This is a genomic window from Belnapia mucosa (assembly GCF_016775475.1).
Lineage (GTDB): Bacteria > Pseudomonadota > Alphaproteobacteria > Acetobacterales > Acetobacteraceae > Belnapia > Belnapia mucosa.
In genome coordinates, this window is record NZ_JAEUXJ010000010.1 from 179,366 (window position 1) to 194,237 (window position 14,872).

The 14,872-nt window shown below is 70.3% G+C and carries 17 protein-coding genes and 2 tRNA genes; 9 read left to right on the forward strand and 10 right to left on the reverse strand.

The window, feature by feature from the left end:
* Positions 1–10 precede the first annotated feature (10 nt).
* Positions 11–1,270, reverse strand: coding sequence for a D-amino acid dehydrogenase (locus JMJ55_RS21135; protein WP_202827585.1), 1,260 nt, complete (start codon positions 1,268–1,270; stop codon positions 11–13).
* 130 nt (positions 1,271–1,400) lie between these two features.
* Between JMJ55_RS21135 and JMJ55_RS21140 the strand changes: the two genes are divergently transcribed.
* Genes JMJ55_RS21140 through JMJ55_RS21150 form a run of 3 tightly spaced genes read left to right on the forward strand, consistent with a single transcriptional unit; the run spans position 1,401 to position 3,240 of the window.
* Positions 1,401–1,850 carry an Lrp/AsnC family transcriptional regulator gene (locus JMJ55_RS21140; protein ID WP_202827586.1) on the forward strand — a complete coding sequence of 150 codons (450 nt, stop codon included), beginning with the start codon at positions 1,401–1,403 and terminating at the stop codon, positions 1,848–1,850.
* Positions 1,850–2,389, forward strand: a complete 540-nt coding sequence (locus JMJ55_RS21145) for an MOSC domain-containing protein (protein ID WP_202827587.1) — start codon at positions 1,850–1,852, stop codon at positions 2,387–2,389. The genes JMJ55_RS21140 and JMJ55_RS21145 overlap by 1 nt, the downstream gene beginning before the upstream one ends.
* Entirely contained in the window at positions 2,389–3,240 is an 852-nt protein-coding gene (locus JMJ55_RS21150; RefSeq protein ID WP_202827588.1) for an aldose 1-epimerase family protein, read from the forward strand. Before JMJ55_RS21145 ends, JMJ55_RS21150 begins: the two co-directional genes overlap by 1 nt.
* A 4-nt stretch (positions 3,241–3,244) precedes the next feature.
* Here JMJ55_RS21150 and JMJ55_RS21155 read toward each other — a convergent pair.
* The 9 genes from JMJ55_RS21155 to JMJ55_RS21195 form a co-directional block, all read right to left on the reverse strand.
* Positions 3,245–3,321: transfer RNA gene (locus tag JMJ55_RS21155), tRNA-Arg, on the reverse strand.
* Between the two features lie 7 nt (positions 3,322–3,328).
* A complete protein-coding gene (locus JMJ55_RS21160) occupies positions 3,329–3,640 on the reverse strand; it encodes an ETC complex I subunit (RefSeq protein ID WP_202827589.1) in 312 nt (103 codons plus the stop codon).
* 26 nt (positions 3,641–3,666) lie between these two features.
* Positions 3,667–3,740, reverse strand: a tRNA-Pro gene (locus tag JMJ55_RS21165).
* 66 nt (positions 3,741–3,806) lie between these two features.
* Positions 3,807–4,823 (reverse strand): amino acid ABC transporter substrate-binding protein, encoded by a 1,017-nt coding sequence (locus JMJ55_RS21170; protein ID WP_202827590.1) that lies wholly within the window; start codon positions 4,821–4,823, stop codon positions 3,807–3,809.
* A gap of 4 nt (positions 4,824–4,827) precedes the next feature.
* On the reverse strand, positions 4,828–5,508 hold the full coding sequence (locus JMJ55_RS21175) for an NIPSNAP family protein (protein ID WP_202827591.1): 681 nt from the start codon (positions 5,506–5,508) through the stop codon (positions 4,828–4,830).
* A gap of 82 nt (positions 5,509–5,590) precedes the next feature.
* Positions 5,591–5,836, reverse strand: a complete 246-nt coding sequence (locus tag JMJ55_RS21180; RefSeq protein ID WP_202827592.1) for a hypothetical protein — start codon at positions 5,834–5,836, stop codon at positions 5,591–5,593.
* A 39-nt stretch (positions 5,837–5,875) separates the two neighbouring features.
* On the reverse strand, positions 5,876–6,712 hold the full coding sequence (locus JMJ55_RS21185) for an LLM class F420-dependent oxidoreductase (protein ID WP_202827593.1): 837 nt from the start codon (positions 6,710–6,712) through the stop codon (positions 5,876–5,878).
* Between the two features lie 11 nt (positions 6,713–6,723).
* On the reverse strand, positions 6,724–7,659 hold the full coding sequence (gene prpB, locus JMJ55_RS21190; RefSeq protein ID WP_202827594.1) for a methylisocitrate lyase: 936 nt from the start codon (positions 7,657–7,659) through the stop codon (positions 6,724–6,726).
* Between the two features lie 11 nt (positions 7,660–7,670).
* Complete coding sequence (locus tag JMJ55_RS21195; protein WP_202827595.1) at positions 7,671–9,071, reverse strand: sodium:proton antiporter; 1,401 nt, start codon at positions 9,069–9,071, stop codon at positions 7,671–7,673.
* Between the two features lie 186 nt (positions 9,072–9,257).
* On the opposite strand from JMJ55_RS21195, the gene JMJ55_RS21200 reads away from it, so the two are divergent.
* The 6 genes from JMJ55_RS21200 to JMJ55_RS21225 are packed head-to-tail and all read left to right on the forward strand — an operon-like array spanning position 9,258 to position 14,858.
* Positions 9,258–10,037: an SRPBCC family protein gene (locus tag JMJ55_RS21200; protein WP_202827596.1), complete on the forward strand. Its 780-nt coding sequence runs from the start codon at positions 9,258–9,260 to the stop codon at positions 10,035–10,037.
* Positions 10,034–10,933 (forward strand): AAA family ATPase, encoded by a 900-nt coding sequence (locus JMJ55_RS21205; protein ID WP_202827597.1) that lies wholly within the window; start codon positions 10,034–10,036, stop codon positions 10,931–10,933. The genes JMJ55_RS21200 and JMJ55_RS21205 overlap by 4 nt, the downstream gene beginning before the upstream one ends.
* 7 nt (positions 10,934–10,940) lie before the next feature.
* On the forward strand, positions 10,941–12,194 hold the full coding sequence (locus tag JMJ55_RS21210) for a VWA domain-containing protein (protein ID WP_328702727.1): 1,254 nt from the start codon (positions 10,941–10,943) through the stop codon (positions 12,192–12,194).
* The gene (locus JMJ55_RS21215) at positions 12,191–12,511 is read left to right on the forward strand and encodes an XdhC family protein (RefSeq protein WP_202827598.1); all 321 of its coding nucleotides are present in this window, start codon (positions 12,191–12,193) and stop codon (positions 12,509–12,511) included. Before JMJ55_RS21210 ends, JMJ55_RS21215 begins: the two co-directional genes overlap by 4 nt.
* On the forward strand, positions 12,508–13,212 hold the full coding sequence (locus tag JMJ55_RS21220) for an XdhC family protein (protein ID WP_202827599.1): 705 nt from the start codon (positions 12,508–12,510) through the stop codon (positions 13,210–13,212). Before JMJ55_RS21215 ends, JMJ55_RS21220 begins: the two co-directional genes overlap by 4 nt.
* On the forward strand, positions 13,209–14,858 hold the full coding sequence (locus JMJ55_RS21225) for an NTP transferase domain-containing protein (protein WP_202827600.1): 1,650 nt from the start codon (positions 13,209–13,211) through the stop codon (positions 14,856–14,858). The genes JMJ55_RS21220 and JMJ55_RS21225 overlap by 4 nt, the downstream gene beginning before the upstream one ends.
* The last annotated feature ends 14 nt before the right edge of the window (positions 14,859–14,872 follow it).

Consider the following 14,872-nt stretch of genomic DNA (forward strand, 5'->3'; position numbering starts at 1 on the left):
GGCAGGCCCGTCAAGCCGCCGCGTAGCGCGTGAGCGCGAGGTCGTCGGCAGCGATCTCGGGGGTGCGGCCGGTGACGAGGTCCGCCAGCAGCCGGCCGCTGCCGCAGGCCATGGTCCAGCCGAGCGTGCCATGGCCGGTGTTCAGATGCAGGTTGCGGTAGCGTGTCGGCCCCACCACCGGCGTCCCGTCCGGCGTCATCGGCCGCAGGCCGGTCCAGAACTGCGCCTGAGCCAGGTCGCCACCATGGGGGAAGAGATCGCCCACCGAATGCGCCAGCGTCTCCCGCCGCGGGCCGCGGAGCTTCAGGTTGAACCCCGCCAGCTCCGCCGTGCCGCCGACCCGGATACGGTCGCCGAGCCGGGTGATCGCCACCTTGTAGGTCTCGTCCATCACGGTCGAGACCGGCGCCGCCGCTTCCTCGGTGACCGGCAGGGTCAGCGAATAGCCCTTCACCGGATAGACCGGGACCTGCACGCCGAGCGGCCGCAGCAGCGCGGTCGAGTAGCTGCCGAGCGCGACCACGTAGCCGTCGGCGGTGAAGCGGCCCTGACCGGTGGCGACGCCGGTGATGCGGTCGCCCTCGCTCTCGATCGCCTGGATGGTTACGCCCTGGCGAAATTCGACCTCCGCCTCGGCCGCCATGGCGGCGAGCCGCTGGGTGAAGACATGCGCATCGCCGGTCTCGTCGCCTGGAAGGCGGAGGCCGCCGACGAATTTGCCCTCGACTAGGCCGAGCGCCGGCTCGGCGCCGACGCAGCCCTTGGGGTCCAGCAGCTCATAGGGGACATGGAAGGCATCGAGCACGGCGGTGTCGCCGCCGACCGAGTCGAGCTGCTTCTGGGTGCGGAAAAGCTGCAGCGTGCCCTGGGTCCGCTGGTCATAGGCGATGCCGGTTTCGTCCCGCAAATCGCGGAGGCAGTCGCGGCTGTATTCCGCCAGCCGCACCATGCGCGCCTTGTTGGTGGCGTAGGCATCCTCGGTGCAGTTCGCGAGCATCCGCGCCAGCCAGGGATAGAGCCCGCCCTTGGCCTGCGGCCAGAAGACCAGCGGCCGGTGGCGCATCATCAGCCATTTCAGCGCCTTGACCGGGATGCCCGGGCCGGCCCAGGGGGCGGAATAGCCGGGCGAGACCTGGCCGGCATTGGCGAAGCTGGTCTCCATCCCGGCCGCCGGCTGGCGGTCGATGACAGTCACCTGGTGGCCGGCGCGGGAGAGATACCAGGCGCTGGTCACCCCGACCACGCCGCTGCCGAGCACCAGAACCCGCATCGCCCCCTCCGCCTCATTGTCCAAACGAGCCTAGGCGTCAGGAGATGCGAATTTCACGCCAGAGCTTCGATGGTCCTGCACAAAGCCTCGAATTTTCGGCATGATCTGCGGCGAATTCGCAGAGTCTTCGATGCTCGCCCTGGACGAGACCGACCGCGTCATCCTCCGCCTGCTCCGCGCCGACGGGCGGATGACCAATGCCGACCTCGCCGAGGCGGTGGGGCTCTCGCCCTCGGCCTGCCTGCGGCGGGTCCGGCTGCTGGAGCATCGCGGCATCATCCGTGGCTATACCGCCCTGATCGAGGAGGCCGCGCCGCGCGACCTGGTGGTGGTGATCGTGCAGATCACCCTCGACCGCCAGACCGATGAGCATCTGAAGCGCTTCGAGGAGGCGGTGCGGCGCTGCGCCGAGGTGCGGGAGTGCTATCTCATGACCGGCATCGCCGACTACCTGCTGCGGGTCGAGGCGCGCGACGCGGCGGATTACGAGCGCATCCATAAGGAGGTGCTCTCCCGCCTGCCCGGCGTCGCCCGCATCCAGTCGAGCTTCGCCATTCGCACGGTGATCCGGGGGCATTGATGGGACAGGTGGTGGCGGTGGCGCTGGATGGCGCGCATCGGTTCTCGAAGGGGCTGACGCCCGAGATCACGCTGGTCGAAGGGCTCGGCATCGCCGGCGATGCGCATGCCGGCATCACGGTGAAGCACCGCTCCCGCGTCGCCCGCGACCCGAGCCAGCCCAATCTGCGCCAGGTCCATCTGCTCCAGGCCGAGCTGTTCGAGGAGGTCGCGGCGGGCGGCTTCCGGGTCGCGCCGGCCGAGCTGGGGGAGAATGTCACCACAAGCGGCATCGACCTGCTTGGCCTGCCGACGGGGACGCGGCTGCGGCTCGGAGCGGAGGCCGTGGTGGAGGTCACTGGGCTGCGCAATCCCTGCAGCCAGATCGAGCGTTGGCAACCTGGGCTGCTGGCTGCAGTGCTCGACCGCGACGCCGATGGCAGGCTGGTGCGGAAGGCGGGGATCATGGCGGTCGTCGTGACAGGGGGGCCGGTGCGGCCCGGGGATGCGATCACGGTCGAGCTGCCGCCGCCGCCCCACCGGCGGCTGGAGCCGGTCTGATGCGGATCGCCGCCGCCGGCATCGCCGCCGAGATCAAGCCGCAGGGTGCGGAGCTCTGCCGGTTGCAGGATGGGGCCGGCCGGGACTTCCTCTGGGAGGCCGGCCCGACCTGGCCGCGGCATTCGCCGGTGCTCTTCCCCATCATCGGCAAGCTGGCGGGCGACGCTTACCGCCATGCCGGCCAGCGGTACGCCATGACCCAGCACGGCTTTGCCCGCGACCGCGACTTCACCCCCATCGCCGCCGAGGCGGATCGCTGCGCCTTCCGCCTGACCGACGACGCCGCGACGCGGGAGGCCTATCCCTTCGCCTTCGCGCTCGAGCTTCATTACGCCGTCGCCGGCAGCAGGCTGCGGGTGGAGTATGTGCTGTCCAATTCAGGCGAGGAGGCCCTGCCCGCCTCGCTCGGCGCCCATCCGGCCTTCCGCTGGCCCCTGCCGGGCGCCGAAGGCGAGCCGCATGCGATCCTGTTCGACCAGCCGGAGCCGGCCCCGGTCCGGCGCCTCTCGGGCGGGCTGCTGGAAGCGGCGCCGGTGCCGACGCCGATCCAGGACCGGCGGCTCGATCTCGAGCCCGGCCTGTTCGCGGCGGATGCGCTGATCCTCGACCGCGTCGCCAGCCGCGGCCTTGATTACCGCGCGGCGGGCGGTGCCGGGCTGCGCTTCGAATTCAGCGGCTTTCCCGTGCTCGCCCTCTGGTGCCGGCCGGGTGCGGGCTTCCTCTGCATCGAGCCCTGGCAGGGCTTCCACAGCCCCGAGGGCTGGGATGGCGACTTCGCCGAGAAGCCCGGGGTGGTCTCCATCCCGCCGGGGGGCGAATTCCGCGCCGGCTGGTCGGTGACGCTCGGCTAGAAGGTGGCGCGCCCGGCGGGATTCGAACCCACGACCACACGCTTAGAAGGCGCGTGCTCTATCCAGCTGAGCTACGGGCGCGAATCGGTCAGTGGGTCCAGTTCTCCGGCCGGCCAAAGCGGAAATTATCGGCATAGACCTTGGCCTTGATGCGGACCGGCTTCGGCTCCTCGACCTCATAGGGAATGCCATGCGCCTCGGCATAGGCGATGGCGTCCTCCTTGGTCGCAAAATGCAGGGAGACCTGGGCATTGGTATCGCCCGACCCGGCCCAGCCCATCAGCGGGTCGATAAGCTGCCGCTCGCCCGGCTCATAGGCCAGGGTCCAGCCCTGGGAGCGCCCCCGGCCGGACTGCATGGCGGAGCGCGGGACGACGAAGATGCGGGCAAGCTGCGACATAGGGCGTCCTCGATGCGAAGCCGGTCTCGGGGCGAGAGGATTCGAACCTCCGACCCTCTGCTCCCAAAGCAGATGCGCTACCAGACTGCGCCACGCCCCGACCGGGCCGCAAACTAGGCGTTCGGCGGCGCGGCGGCAACCATGGAGGCTGCCGCCGCGCCGGGGATTACCGCATCGGCCAGGAATACATCAGCCCGCCATCGGTCCAGAGCCGGTTCATGCCCCGCTCCAGCCCGATCGGCGTCTTCTGTCCCAGATGGCGCTCGAACAGCTCGCCATAGTTGCCGATCGCCTTGATCGCGTTGAAGGCCCAGGCCGGGTCCAGCTTCAGCGCCTGGCCGAGCACCGGATCGGTGCCGAGCAGGCGGCGAATCTCCGGGTTCGGGCTGGCCTTCATCGCATCAAGGTTGGTGCTGGCCACGCCCAGCTCCTCCGCCTGGATCAGCGCGGAGAGGGTCCAGCGGATCACGTCGAACCATTCCTGGTCGTCGCGGCGGACCACCGGCCCATAGGGCTCCTTGCTGAAGCGCTGCGGCAGGATCACGAAATTGCCGGGATTGGTAAATTGGCTCCGCAGCGCCGCGAGCTGCGTCGCATCCGTGCCGATGGCATCGCACCGGCCCGCCTGCAGCGCGGTCGCATTGTCCTGCATCCGCTCCTGCAGCAGCGGGGTGAAGCGCAGGTTGTTGGCGCGGAACCAGTCCGTCGTCACCAGCTCATTCGTCGTGCCGGGCGAAAGGCAGATGGTCATGCCATCCATCCCCTTCGGCTCCGTCACGCCGGCATCCTTGCGGACCATGAAGCCATGGCCGTCATAGAGGTTCACCGCGACCATGCGCAGGCCGAGCGTGGTGTCGCGCGTCATGGTCAACGTGGTCTGGCGTATCAGCACGTCGATCTCGCCCGATTGCAGGGCGGTGAAGCGCTGCACCGCGGTCAGCGGCACGAAGCGGACCTTGTTCGGGTCGCCGAAGACCGCTGCCGCGACGCCGCGGCAGAGATCGGCATCCATGCCGCGCCAGACACCCTGGCTATCCGGCAGGGAGAAGCCGGCGACGCCGACATTGACACCGCAATTGAGCATCCCCCGCGCCTTCACGGCCTCGAAGGTCTGGCCCGCCTGGGCGGAGGCGGAAAGGCCGAGCGCGAGCGCCGCGCCGGCCAGAAGGCGTTTCAGCATCATGGCCTCAGCGCATCGGCGAGTTGGAGGTGGGCTTCAGCACCATCGTCGTCTGCTGCTTCAGCGCGCCGAGCGGGGCCGTTGCCTTCTGGAACTCCGCCCAGCCCGGATCGGCCGCCATCGCCGCGCGCCGCTTGTCCCGGTCGCCGAGCGAGCTGTAGGCCCAGGCGAAGACGGCCTGGTTGATCGGCCCGCATTCGGTCACCGCGAACCAGAGCAGCTGCCCGAGCAGGCGGTCCTGCACCGGCTTGCCCAGATCCCGATAGAGATCGATCCAGGCCTGCGCCTTGCCCGGCACGAAATCATAGGTGCGGTGATCGACCCACATCTCCGGGCCCTCGATCTTCCGCTCGAATGCCTGGCCGACCTTCTGCAGCGGCGAGAATGGCACGGTCTTGAGGAGCTTCGCCTCCTGCGCCATCAGGGCGCCGGTGTCGCGGCTCTCGCGCAGGAAGCGCTGCCATTCGGGGTCGGCGTCGCGGCGGCCCATGCCGCGCTCGCGCTCGTCGATGTCGTCATAGCCGCGGACGAAGAGGATACGGTTGATCTGGCCGAATTCGACCGTGAACATGCCGATCAGCGGCGTCAGCGTGCGCGAGGAGGCGGGACCGCCGCACTCCTGGTAGCATTTCAGCCAGGCCGGCAGTTTGCCCGGATGCATGGTGTAGATGCGCTGTTCGAGGAACATCGGTTCCCTCCCCTTCACGATGGGCGGAGTGCCGCATGTTCCCGCGCCGCGGTCAATGCGGCTTCGGCCATCCGGGGGAGGCTCAGCGGGCCGGGTCGGGGCCGGGCAGGGTCGCCCCAAGCTGGCGGGCGCCGGCCTCGGTCACCTGGAAGATGACCCGGCCGCCCGCGATCGCCTCGCCCCGGTGCAGCAGGCCGAGGCTGGCCAGCCGCGTGGCGATCGGGTCGTCGGCCGCCGCCGGGTAGTGGTTGCGATACGGCACCGCGGCGCGGTCAAGGCCAAGGGCCTGACGCAGCAACTCACGTGACTCGGGATCGAGGAAGGGCACATCTGGGGAATGCCCGGGGCCCCGCCCGGTTCCCTGCGCTCAGGCGATCAGCGCCGCCAGTTCATCCAGCCGGCGCAGGATGCCGTCGCGGTCGAGATCGGGCACCTCCAGCAGCACCCGCTCGATGCCCGCCGCGCGATAGGCCTCGAGCTTCCCGGCTTCGGGCGGGGCCCGGAAGACGGTGATGGAGAGGCTGGCCGGGTCGCGCCCGGCGCCCTCCGCCACCCGGCGCAGCCGCTCGCGCGCAATCTGCGGGTCGAAATCGCCGCCGGCGCGCGGGAACCAGCCCTGGCAGAAGGCGGCGACGCGCTTCAGCGTGTAGTCGGTCTCGCCGCCCAGCAGCACCGGCGGATGCGGCCTCTGCACCGGCTTCGGGTAGCACCAGACCGGGTCGAAATTCACGAACTCCCCGTGGAAGCTCGCCTCCTCCTCGGTCCAGAGCGCCTGCATCGCCCGGATGCGCTCCTCCATCAGCTTGAAGCGCGTCGGGTAGCGGGCGCCGTGATTCTCCATCTCCTCGACATTCCAGCCGCCACCGACGCCGAAGACGAAGCGCCCGCCCGAGAGGCGGTCGAGGCTGGCGACCGATTTCGCGGTGATGATCGGATCCCGCTGCGGCACCAGGCAGACGCCGGTGCCGAGCAGCAGCGTCTTGGTCGCCGCCGCTGCGAAACTCAGCGCCACGAAGGGATCATGGGTGTGCTTGTAGCGCCGCGGCAGCTCGCCGCCGCCCGGGAAGGGCGAGCGGCGGCTGGTCGGGATATGCGTGTGCTCGCAGAGGAAGAGCGAATCGAAGCCCCGCTCCTCCAGCGCCCGGGCCAGCTCCCCGGTCTCGATCCCGTATTCGGTCGGGAAGTAGAAGACGCCGGTGCGCATAGGTTCGCTCCTTATCGCTGCGGCATCGCCGTCGGGATGACGGTCTGGATCAGGCTGCTGTCCAGCGCCTCATAGGCATGCAGGTTGATGACGTCGTAGAGTTCGGCGCGGGTCTGCATGCGGTCCACCAGCTTGTGGGTGCCGCCATTCTCGCGGATCGACTGGAACAGCTCCTGCATCGCCTTGTTGGCGACGCGGGCGGCGGAGACCGGCCAGATCACCATCTGGTATCCCATCTCCTGGAATTCCTGGGCGGTGAAGAAGGGCGTGCGGCCGAACTCGGTCATGTTCGCCAGCAGCTTCACGTCCGGATAGCCCTCGGCCCGGATGCGGCGGGAGAATTCGGTGAACATCTCGCGGCTGTTCAGCGCCTCGGGGAAGATCGCATCCGCCCCGCTGTCGAGATAGAGCTTGGCCCGGGCGAGTGCGCCATCCATGCCCTCGCTGGCTGCGGCATCGGTGCGGGCGATGATATAGAGGTGCCGCCGCGCCTTCCGCGCCGCCGCCACCTTGGCTGCCATGTCATGCGCATCCGCCATCTTCTTGTCGTTCAGGTGGCCGCATTTCTTCGGCAGGAGCTGATCCTCGAGATGCACCGCGGCGGCGCCCGCATCCTCGAAGGTGCGGACCATGTGCATGACGTTCAGCGCCTCGCCATAGCCGGTATCGCCATCGACCAGCAGCGGCAGCGCCGTGGCGCGGGTGATCTGGCGGATATGGAAGGCGACCTCATCGACCGTGATCATCCCGAGATCGGGGATGCCCATGGAGAGGGTCATGGCGGCGCCGGAGAGGTAAAGCCCCTCGAACCCCTCGCGCTTGGCCAGCAGCCCGGCCATGCCGTTATGGGCGCCGGGAAGCTGGAGGATCTGCGGCCGTTCCAGCAGCCGGGCGAAGCGCCGGCCGGCGGGTTCCTCCGGGATGTCGGCGCCGATCACATAGGGCATGGGGCTGTTCCTCAGCGGAAGAAGACGAAGGTCGCCAGGATGAACACGGGGACCAGAAAGGCAACCGCCCAGGCGCAATAGCCGAAGAAGCTCGGCATGCGGACCCCCTGCTCCTCGACGATGGCCTTGACCATGAAATTGGGCGCGTTGCCGATATAGCTGTTCGCCCCCATGAAGACCGCCCCGCAGGACAGGGCGGCGAGGGTCGCCGCCCCTTCCCCCATCAGCCGCACCGGGTCGCCGCCGGCCAGGTTGAAGAAGACCAGATAGGTCGGCGCATTGTCGAGGAAGCTGGACAGCGTCCCGGAGGCCCAGAAATAAACCCAGGGGATCGGCCGCCCGGCGCCGTCCGAAGCCAGCGCCACCAGCGGCCCGGCCGCCCCCGCCTCGCCCGCCTTCAGGATCGCGAGCACCGGCGCCATGCACACGAAGATCGCGGCAAACAGGCGGGCGACCTCGGCCATGGCTCCCCAGGCGAAGCCATTGGCCTCCCGCAACGGCCGCGGCGTGACGCGGATCGAGGCCAGGGTGATGGCGAGGAAGCCGGCCATGGCCAGAAGCCGCTCCGCGCCGACCGGCAGGCCGAGCAGCACCACCTCTCCTGGCTGCCAGAGACCCTGCATCAGCACCAGGCCAAGGATTCCGCCCAGCAGCGCCAGGTTCCACCAGCCCTCGATCCGCAGCGGCTGGTAGTCGGCCTCCTCCGCCGCGAGGTCGGCCGGCCGTTCCCGCGACCACATCCAGCTGTCGATCGCCCAGTAGATCGCCAGCAGCAGCGCGGCGCAGAACAGGAATTCCGCCAGCAGGTGCTCGGTGGTCCAGAAGAAGCTCACCCCCTGGAGGAAGCCCAGATAAAGCGGCGGATCGCCGAGCGGGGTGAGCGAGCCGCCGATATTGCTCACCAGGAAGATGAAGAAGACGAAGCTGTGGGTCTTCCGCGCCCGGTGCGCATTGGCTCGCAGAAGCGGCCGGATCAGCACCATGGAAGCGCCGGTGGTGCCCATGACGCTCGCGGCCAGCGTCCCGATCGCTAGCAGCGCGGTATTCACCCCTGGGGTGCCGACCAGCCGCCCCGTCAGCAGCACCCCGCCGCCGGTGGTGTAGAGGGCGAGCAGCAGGGCGATGAAGGGCAGGTATTCCTCCAGCAGCACGTGCCAGACGGTCGCCGCCGCCGCTGCCGGCCCGAAGACGGCGGCGAAGGGCAGCAGCAGCAGCAGCGCCCAGCCGGCCGCGATCTTGCCGTCGTGATCGTGCCAGAGCCGCCCGGCCAGCAGCGGCAGCAGGGCGATCGAGAGCAGCAGGCCGAGGAAGGGCACCCCCCAGGCGAGGGACAGCGCCGCGCCATCCACCGCCTCCGCCGCCGCGGCCGGTCCGGCCCCAAGCAGCAGCATCGCCAGGGCCAGCCAGGCCATCCGATCTCTCCATCCTGCCATCGGGCTTTAGGGCAGACCGGACCGGGGGTGAACCCACCCGCTTGGCGCTGCGTTGGGCGCGGATCATCGTCTGGGCCCGGCCGGGCCGTATCGGTTCGATACGGGGGTGGGGTTCCCCTTCCCTGGCCCGGCCACTAAGGTCCGCCGCAAACTCGGGAGCAGAGCATGGAAATGACCGGCGAGCGGCGCATCCCCGCGCCGCGCCAGACAGTCTGGGAAGCCCTGAACGACCCGGAGGTCCTCCAGGCCTCGATCCCCGGCTGCGAATCGGTGGAGCGGGTCGGCGACGACCAGTTCCAGGCCAAGGTTGCCCTCAAGCTCGGGCCCATGTCGGCGAAATTCGGCGGCAAGGTGAAGCTCGAGAACCTGAACCCGCCGGCCAGCTACACCATCACCGGTGAAGGCAATGGCGGCGCGATGGGCTTCGCCAAGGGTGGCGCCGATGTCGCGCTGGAGGAGATCGGGCCCTCCGAGACCTTGCTGACCTACAATGTGAAGGCGCAGGTCGGCGGCAAGATGGCGCAGCTTGGGGGACGGCTGATCGACAGCACCGCGAAGCAGATGGCCGACCAGTTCTTCAACCGCTTTGCCGCCCACCTCACGCCGCCGCCGCCGGCAGAGCCCGTGGCCGAGCCGGCCCCGGCCATGGCCACGGCGAATGGCGCCCCGCCCCAGGCCGATGGGGTGGTGACCGCCCAGCCGGTCCAGAACACCGATACCGAATACCTGCGGGATATCGGCGGCCCGGGCCCGCTGACCCAGCACGGCGCCGAGGGGCCGAGCGCCGCCGGCAAGCCGGTGCACCGCCCGAATCCGCGCCCGATCGACCCGGTCGCAGCGCAGCCGCTGCGCCTGCTCGGCTCCTTCCAGCCCTTCGGCCTGCCGCTGCAATTCTGGGGCGGCTGCGCGATCATGCTGGTTATCCTTGCGCTGCTCTTCCTGTGAGCGACCTGCCGGACAGCGTCGAGGCCACCCAGCGCCTGCTCGCCGCCGGCGGCTATGTCGCCGACCGAGCGCTGGCGACCACCGTGCATCTGGCGCTGAAGATGGGCCGGCCGCTCTTCCTCGAGGGCGAGCCGGGCACGGGCAAGACCGAGATCGCCAAGGTCCTGGCCGCCGGCCTGCCGCGCCGGCTGGTGCGGCTGCAATGCTATGATGGGCTCGACCTCTCGGCCGCGGCCTATGAGTGGAACCATGCCCGCCAGCTCATGGCGATCCGCCTGGCCGAGGCGAGCGGCGAGAAGGCCGACCGGGCGGCGCTGGAGCGCGGCATCTATGACCGCCGCTTCCTCCAGGAACGCCCCCTCCTCCAGGCGCTGAGCCCGGAGGGCGGCCCGGCGGTGCTGCTGATCGACGAGCTGGACCGCGCCGACGAGCCCTTCGAGGCCTTCCTGCTGGAGATCCTGGCCGATTTCCAGCTCTCGATCCCGGAACTCGGCACGGTGAAGGCCGAGGTGCCGCCCGTCGTCATCCTCACCAGCAACCGCACGCGGGAGGTCCACGACGCCATCCGCCGCCGCTGCCTCTATCACTGGGTGGACTACCCGGATGCGGTGCGGGAACGGGCGATCCTGCAGATCCGCGCGCCGCATGTGCCGGAGGCGCTCTCGGCCCAGGTGGTCGCCTTCGTGCAGCGGCTGCGTGGCGGCGACTACTTCAAGCTGCCCGGCGTCGCGGAGACCATCGACTGGGCCTCTGCCCTGGCCGCGCTCGATGCCACCGAGCTGGAGCCGGCGGCGGTGGATGAGACGCTCGGCGTGCTGCTGAAATACCAGGACGACATCGCCAAGCTGCGCGGGGCGGAAGCGGCCCGGCTGGTCGCGGAGGCGAAAGCGGCGTGATCGCCGCATGAGCGACATGCCGTCCCATCTCGGCCAGGCGATGCAGCTCGCCAGCGCCGGCATCGGCGCCGGGCGGGGGGCGCTGGCCGGCAACCTGCTCGCCTTCGGCCGGCTGCTGCGCCGGACCGGGGTGCCGGTCGGCCCGGCCGAGGTGCTCGCGGCGGCCGAGGCGCTGAGCCTGGTCGAGATCGGTGACCGGCGGCAGGTCCATGCGGCGCTGCGCGGCGTGATGGTCCACCGGCGCGAGCATTTCGAGGTCTTCGACCAGGCCTTCCTGCTGTTCTGGCGGGACCCGGAGGCGGGGCGCAATGCCGCCGCCATGGCGATGCTCGAAGGCTTCAAGGAACGCGACAAGCCACCGCCGACCAGCCGACGCCTCGCCGAGGCGATGACCCCGCCCGCCCACCAGCCAAGCCCGCCCCAGCCGCCGGAGGAACGCCCGCCGGTCGAGGTGGCGATGACCGTCAGCGAGCGGGAACGCCTCCAGAGCATGGATTTCGAGGCGATGTCGGCCGCCGAGATCGCCGCCGCCAAGCAGGAGATCAGGCGCCTGGTCCTGCCGCTCGACGAACGCCGGACCCGCCGCTTCCGCCCCGACCGTGCCGGCCCGGTGGTCGATCTCCGCGCAACCCTGCGAGAGAGCCTCCGCATGGGCGGCGAGGTGCTGAGCCTGGAGCGCCGCCGCCATGTCGAGCGGCCGCCGCCGCTGGTCGCGCTTTGCGACATCTCCGGCAGCATGTCCCGCTATGCGCAGATCCTGCTGCATTTCCTGCATGCGGTGACCAATGACCGGGACCGCGTCAGTTCCTTCCTGTTTGGCACCCGCCTGACCAATGTCACCCGCCAGCTCAAGAGCCGCGATGCCGAGGTCGCCTTCGAACTGGTGGCGCATGTGGTGCCGGATTGGTCGGGTGGCACGCGGATCGGCGAGAGCCTGGAGCTGTTCAACCGGCACTGGGCGCGGCGGGTGCTCGGCCAGGGTGCGGTGGTGCTGCTCATCACCGATGGGCTGGATCGCGAGGGTGCCAAGGGCCTCGCCGAGGCCACCGACCGGCTGCGGCGATCCTGCCGGCGGCTGATCTGGCTGAACCCCCTGTTGCGTTGGGAGGGGTTCCAGCCCAGATCCCAGGGGATCCGGGCGATGCTGCCGCATGTGGACGAGTTCCGCCCGGTGCATAACCTGGCAAGCCTGCGCAGTCTGGTGGCGACCCTCAGCGGGCCGCAACCCGTCCGCAGGCCGATCGGAGGGAGTGCCGCATGAGCGATTCCGAGGATGTGCTGGCAACGGCCGCCGCTTGGCGTGCCGCCGGCGAGACGGTGGCGCTGGCGACCGTGGTGGAAACCTGGGGCAGCTCGCCGCGCCCGGCCGGATCGCGCCTGGCGGTCAGCGCCTCGGGCCGGCTCGCCGGCAGCGTCTCCGGCGGCTGCATCGAGGGCGCGGTCGCCGATGCCGCCAAGCAGACCATGGCCAGCGGGGCGCCGCAGCTGCTGGATTTCGGCATCTCCGACGAACGGGCCTGGGAAGTCGGCCTCGCCTGCGGCGGCAAGCTGAAGGTCTTCGTGGAGAAGCTCTCGTGACACCGGATATCCTGGCGGCGCTGGAAGCGGCGAAGGCGGCGAAGCGTCCGGTCGCGCTGCTGACCCGGCTGACCGATGGCGCGCAATTCCTCTGGCCGGGCGCCGAGGTGCCGGAAGCGCTGGCCGAGGCTGCGGCTGAGGCGCTGCGCGAGGATGCCGCGGCCAACCTCACCCTCGAGGGCGCGGCCTGGTTCATCCATCCGCACAACCCGCCGCTGCGGCTGATCGTCGTCGGCGCCGTGCATATCGCCCAGGCGCTGGTGCCGATGGCGCAGACGGTGGGCTTCGCCGTGACCGTGGTCGATCCGCGGCGTGCCTGGGCGACGGCCGACCGCTTCCCGGGCATCACCCTGATCCATGAATGGTCGGACGACGCCGTCGCCGCCCTGGCGCCGGATAGCCGGACGGCGGTGGTGACGCTGACGCATGACCCGAAGCTCGACGATCCCGGCCTCGACGTCGCGCTGAAATCCGACTGCTTCTATATCGGCGCCCTCGGCAGCCGGCGGACGCATGCCAAGCGCGTGGCGCGGCTGCAGGAGATGGGCCATGGCGAGGCCGCCATCGCCCGCATCCACGCCCCCGTGGGCCTCAACATCGAAGCGGTGACGGCGCCCGAGATCGCGCTCTCGATCCTGGCCGAGATCGTCGCGGCGCGGCGCGGCGCCGCACTCTCCCGCCGACCGGTGCTCGCGGCATGATCTTCGGCCCCACCCCGATCGAGGAAGCGCGCGGCGCCGTCCTCGCGCATACCGTCCGGCTCAGTGGCCGTGTCTTGAAGAAAGGCACGGTGCTGGATGCGGCGGCCATCAGCGCGCTCCAGGCCGGCGGCCATGGCAACGTCATCGCCGCCCGGCTCGAAGCTGGCGACGTGCCGGAGGATGAGGCGGCGGACCGGCTGGCCAATGCGCTGATGGGGCCGCTGCTGGCGCGCTCCCGCGCCTCGACCGGACGGGTGAACCTCTTCGCCGATGCCGCGGGGCTGCTGGTGGTGGACCCGACGGTGGTGAACCGGCTGAACGCCCTCGACGAATCGCTGACGGTCGCGACGCTTCCCTCCTACGTCCCGGTTTCGGCGAGGGAGATGCTGGCGACCATCAAGGTCATCCCCTTCGCCGTCCCCGGCGCGGTGCTGGAAGTCGCGGAGCTGCTGGCCCGCAGCGGCCCCCCTGCCCTCGCGGTGCATCCCTTCCGGCCGCTGAAGGTCGGGCTGGTGCTGTCCGAGCTGCCGGGGGTGAAGGAAAGCGTCATGGAGGGTGCGGTCGAGGCGACGCGCGACCGGGTGGAGGGCCTCTGCGGCACCTTGCTGCCGCCGGAGCGGGTGCGGCACGAGACCCAGCCCATCGCCGATGCGTTGAACCGGCTGCGCCGGGCGGGGGCGGAGCTGTTGCTGGTCGCCGGCGCCTCGGCGGTGGTGGACCGGCGCGATGTCGGGCCGGCCGCGATCATCCGCTCGGGCGGGGCGATCGACCATTTCGGCATGCCGGTCGATCCCGGCAACCTGATCTGCCTCGGCCATATCGACGAGATTCCGGCGCTGGTCCTGCCCGGCTGCGCCAAGTCGCCCAAGCTGAACGGCATCGACTGGGTGCTGCAGCGCCTGTTTGCCGGGCTGCGGGTGACGCCGGCCGATGTCATGGGCATGGGGGTCGGCGGCCTGCTGAAGGAGATGGAGGCGCGGCCGCTGCCGCGCGACCAGGCCGGGCAGGGCGCGGGTGCCGCCCAGGCGCCACGGCGCGGGCGGAAGATTGCTGCGCTGGTGCTGGCGGCCGGGCGCAGCCGGCGGATGGCGCCGCTGAACAAGCTGCTGGTCGCGGATGACCAGGGCATGCCGATGGTGGCACGGGTGGTGGACAATGTCCTCGCCTCCCGCGCACGACCGGTGGTGGTGGTGACGGGGCATGAGCGGGCACGGGTCGAGGCGGCGCTGGCCGGCCGCGCCGTGATCCTCGCCCATGCCGAGGATTATGCCGAGGGCCTCTCGGCCAGCCTCAAGGCCGGCTTGGCGGCGCTGCCCAAGGATCTGGACGGCGTCGTCATCTGCCTCGGCGACATGCCGCTGGTGGCGGGGCCGATGATCGACCGGCTGATGACCGCCTTCGACCCCGAGGAAGGACGCGCTATCGTCATGCCGACCTTCCGCGGCAAGCAGGGCAACCCGATGCTCTGGTCGATGGAATTCCTGCCGGAGATGATGGCGATCAGCGGCGATGTCGGTGCCCGGCACCTGGTCGGGCTGCATGCCGACCGGGTGGCGGAGGTCGAGATGGCCGACGACGCCGTGCTGCGGGATTTCGACACCACCGACGCGCTGCGCAAGGCGCCGGGCTTCGCCGGCGTGCGCTAGAGCATGATCGCCAA